Source organism: Butyrivibrio sp. (genome assembly GCF_024699075.1).
The window spans coordinates 1-3,156 of sequence record NZ_JAILQF010000369.1; the positions used below are offsets into that span (position 1 = coordinate 1).

Annotated in this window: 3 protein-coding genes; all 3 read right to left on the reverse strand. The window is 38.5% G+C overall.

All coding sequences use genetic code 11. The features are described 5' to 3' along the window. The coding region (locus tag K6G87_RS14775; protein WP_296838896.1) for a tyrosine-protein phosphatase at positions 1-1,155 on the reverse strand (1,155 nt) is incomplete at its 3' end. A gap of 70 nt (positions 1,156-1,225) precedes the next feature. Beyond that, on the reverse strand, positions 1,226-2,368 hold the full coding sequence (locus K6G87_RS14780) for an AAA family ATPase (protein ID WP_296838899.1): 1,143 nt from the start codon (positions 2,366-2,368) through the stop codon (positions 1,226-1,228). 296 nt (positions 2,369-2,664) lie between these two features. Then, positions 2,665-2,988 carry an FtsX-like permease family protein gene (locus tag K6G87_RS14785; protein ID WP_296838901.1) on the reverse strand — a complete coding sequence of 108 codons (324 nt, stop codon included), beginning with the start codon at positions 2,986-2,988 and terminating at the stop codon, positions 2,665-2,667. Positions 2,989-3,156 lie beyond the last annotated feature (168 nt).

A 3,156-nucleotide genomic window follows, 5' to 3' on the forward strand; every position in this document is an offset into this window, starting at 1 on the left:
GTTTTCGTGAATCTGTTTGAATCGCTCTTCGTTATTAAGCTTTGTTCTCATATAGTCGTAGACGATATCGCTTTTCCTGACTCCGCACAGCCATAATAAAAGTGCTGAAGTTACGCCTGATCTGTCTTTTCCGGCGCTGCAGTTGAACATTACATTTGTTTTGGCATTTGCGATAGTCTTAAATACCTTTGCAAGATTCTCTGAATGAGCGATCTTGTAGTAGCTATCCGGCACAGCCTCTACGCTTTCCGGGATACCGCTTCCTTCTTCGATTGGGATATCATGATAATCAAAGCCTTCCAGATTCGCAAGACCGTGAGGTTTACGTTCCTTTTCTTCGCTGTTCCTCATATCGATAATGGTGGTGATGCCATTGTCTTTCAGGAACTTAATATCTTTTTCCGAAGGGTAATTGGCAACGTCGCTTCTGATCACGCGGCTATACTTCGTGAGTCTGTCTGTGCCGTCTATCCTGTAGCCGCCAAGGTCTCTTGTGTTAAGGGTAGTTTCAAGAAGTGAGTAGGGCATATTATCCCAGGATGTGTCGTAACAAGTTATTAATCCCTTACCTTCTTTGAGAGCAGCAAGTTCTTTTTCACAAGCTTCTACTGCTTCTTTTATATACTCATCTGCCATCTCTCTGGTAAAAAAGAAGATGTCTCCTTCAGGAACTTCGTTGAAATATTTATCCAAAGATTCCATTAACCAGTTTACGTCGTAAAAGCAGATCTCGTTAATTGACTCTTTTTCGAATTCAGATGGAACCTCAAGATCATTTTGAAGTTTGTATTTATCAGCGACGTAACTATTGATGATCGAATAGTCATTGTGAAGCTTTTCAACATTTCCAGGTGTATGTGAATTCCAGTGATGAATATCATAGACAAAATGTCTGTAACAGGCATCCTGCACAAGATGAAGGTAATAACCAAGATACAGGTCATCTTCCTTCATAAGATCTCCAAATTTAAATCTGAAAAACTCAAAGTCATAACCTTTTTTGTTATAACCCCAAAGTCCTGTCTTGATGTGCCCGGCCTGCTTCTGACCGGCATCGGGAAGGACTGCCCCAAACTTTAAGCGGTTTATATCCTTAAAAGTGTACTTCTTAATAAGTTCATTAGTTACCGCAAGATGCATTATACTTGATGCCATTTCAACTAGTTTCTCCTTACATCTTTCTATAAAAATGGTATGACTTTTTAAGAATTAACCAAAAGCCGTGTTAAACCCTTCGTTGTCTAACAACATCTATCGTTTTGGTCACGCCTCTATCTTTTTTTACAAAGTCAGAAAGGTATGGAATGCAAAACATGACTTTACCGCGCTCTGCAGCAGCAATAATACCGTGATCAATAAGATACGCCCTGTTTCTGCTAAGTTTACTTTGAGATACTCCCAAAGCTTTAGCTATTTCAGACGTTGAGCTAAGACGATCATCCCTCATGCACAAAGACATTTTTATCAGGTATTGTTTCTCATTTTCCGGAAGCTCTTCAAAAAGAGGAACAAGTGCTCTCTGTTCATATGCAAATAGCGCATTCTTCTCAGCTTCCAACAGCTCATCTTCAGTTACAGTATGCTTTTTATCCGGGTTATGATTATTGACCTGCAAGATCAGGTGATAACCAAGAAGTTGCATAATATATGGGTGTCCAAAACTGCTCTCGTTAATTCTATTCAAAAAGGTATTATCTATCTGTAGTCCTTCGATACCGGAGAACACTTTTTTAAGAGCATCTTCAGCTTCATCCCAGGTAAATAATCCGATTTCTTCATGTGATGCGCGTCTAAGATACGTACAGCCTTCATGCCTCGTAATATTTCCATATGCGTAAGGAAGGCCTGCAACCGCAAGCATGATATCATATCCTTTTCGTGAAGCCATCTGAAAGGCATTACAAAGAGATGAGACATCTTCAATTGGAACCTTTTGAATTTCATCCACTGTAACAAGTAAACCTTGTTTGGACTTAGCACATGCATCCAGAAGAATAGGCTGAAGAAGTTCTCTGCCAATACGCTTAGTTTTAGAGACAGATCCACCGCCAATTCCAAGCACGCTGACACTAGCCTGAGGACTAATAGTATTGGTCACCTCATCGTACCCGCTTAATTCATGCATCAGTTGCTCAATAGTATTTTCCGGACCAAGATCTATGACTCTTCTGTTTTTCTTACTAGCTCTTATAGATAATTGCTCTAATAAAGCAGTCTTACCACAACCTCGTGTTCCAGTTATAAATATCGCTCGCTCATCGCTTCCAGAATCGACCATGGCAAGGTCAAAAAGACCCAGGATTCTGTCTCGACCAAAAAACACATCCGGTTTGCCACCAAAAATAGGTGAAAATGGATTAGAAAACATGATAATACTTCCTTTCCATAAGTGTAATTGACAATCAATTATTATCTATATTTAATTTTATGTTTTTTATACAAATATGTCAAATATGTCAATATATCTGTTTTATGTATTTTATGTACTTAAAACCTTTTATACGCTTTATGTCCGGATGATGTCTTTATGTAATCAGATGAGTTTTATACATCAATGACAATTTCATGTATTATGCTATGCAAATTGAAAATCCAACACTCTAATCCCTTATTTCTTTTGCTCAATCTCTAAAGTAACATCTTTGATCTCCAGATTTGCGCATCTTACAATGTTTGCATAGTTTCAGTTATTTCCATATTGCTCATACGCTTTGATGGAGAATAGATCGCGATAACACATGAAGCAAGCACCAATACTATTATTATAATTATTGATGTATATGGTATATTCCATGACCCGCCAAAGTGCGTTATAAGAACCTTTTCATAAATCGTATGGTGTAAGTATAGTCCAAGTATACTTCCGCAGACAATACCAACAACTGCATAAGACAGCGCCTCAGCTGCGATCATTCTGGTAACTTGCCATTTACCCATTCCTATTGCTCGCATAACTCCGTATTGCTTAACTCTTTTTTGAGCTGTGATTTCTTAATCTTTACTCCCCTCATGAGCACCCCATATTTGCACTCTTTATCTGATCAGGATATCTTCCAGCTTTCTTTTGGGAACATAATGTATATCATTTTCATCTCTGTAATACTTGGTACTGCCGTCGTCACTGGTATCTACAAGAACTACTTTTTCATCAGGCTT

Coding starts and splice junctions, on each gene's coding strand:
- K6G87_RS14780 (WP_296838899.1), bottom strand. CDS start 2,368: ATGTTTTCTAATCCATTTTCACCTATTTTTGGTGGCAAACCGGATGTG.